This window comes from Luteibacter sp. P4_D7_3 (genome assembly GCF_056401735.1).
Genome location: NZ_JBFUIT010000608.1, coordinates 1 through 1027, shown reverse-complemented (window position 1 = coordinate 1027; position 1027 = coordinate 1). Strand labels below are relative to the sequence as shown.

The following is a 1027-nucleotide window of genomic DNA, read 5'->3' as shown; positions in this document are numbered from 1 at the left end:
GTCCATAGGCTTGCGAAAGCCAAGAACGACCCGGATCGGCATGTCGCGGTCTTCCTGGCACGACGCAACGAACAGGAAGTGATCGCCGCGTTCCCAAGCGCTCAGTGCGCCAGCAAAGGGGTGAAGCTCCCATACCCACTCCCCGCGCGTTCTATGCGTCAGGTCGGGTGGCCCCAGCTTCGACTCGCAGAGTTCGCGCCAACTGGCGAAGCGAGCCTTGCACTCATCCAGAATGGCAACGAGCAGACCTTCATCGTGCTCGTCGTCTATGCCCGGCATGCGTCGTTCGAATACCACCAGCTCGTCCGAAGGGTCGGCCAGGAAGGCATCGAGTATCTCTGCGTCGTTCCCCATCATGTCTACTTCCTTCCCTGTCATGCGCCGATGGACGCTTGAGGATTTTCAGGCGTTACTGCACAACGCGTCAATGGCCGCCAAGGTGCCGCCACTCCGTTCTATCTATTACATCTTCTCAGACGGGAGCGGAAAGAACATCGGCTTGATCTCGACCGCGAAGGGTTCATGCATGACCCACGTGGGCTCAGCCACCGTCAAACTCGGCAGCAGGAGCTCGTAGGGCACGTAAATGAACCGAGCGAAGCCCGGAGCTTCCAGTTGCACCCGAAGTGCATCCTTCACTGGCGAGTTGTATCGGTCGGGTACGTTGACATCGGCAGCAAGCGCGACACCAATGACTCTCCCCTCCCCAACCGCTGAGATGAATGCACCGGCCAGCAGTTGGTAGATCTCCTGGCTTTTTGGCCTCTCGTCGCCGTCCCACCCCCCGACAGCGGCCACCTCGCCGTCGGGCGAAAGTGTCGCTCCAAACGGGAAGAACTCCCCGGAGTCCTTGAGCATGGTGTGAGCAAAGTCCATGCAGTAGGAAAGAAGCTCGTGTAGTTGATCGGGTGTTGCTGCCATGGATTTACTTCTTCGACTGGATGGCCGTGTTTTCGAGAATCGCCGTGGCACACGCAGCGGTCTTGCCACCAGGGCCGGATGAGCACATAGGCTTAGGACCCTGCAC

Annotated in this window: 2 protein-coding genes; both read right to left on the bottom strand. The window is 59.3% G+C overall.

Translation table 11 applies throughout. The features are described from left to right. Positions 1–357, bottom strand: a 357-nt coding sequence (locus tag AC1DSN_RS23105; RefSeq protein WP_477333225.1) for a hypothetical protein, incomplete at its 3' end; no start/stop codon positions are given. Between the two features lie 105 nt (positions 358–462). Continuing rightward, entirely contained in the window at positions 463–921 is a 459-nt protein-coding gene (locus AC1DSN_RS23100; protein WP_477296131.1) for a hypothetical protein, read from the bottom strand. Between the last annotated feature and the right edge of the window lie 106 nt (positions 922–1027).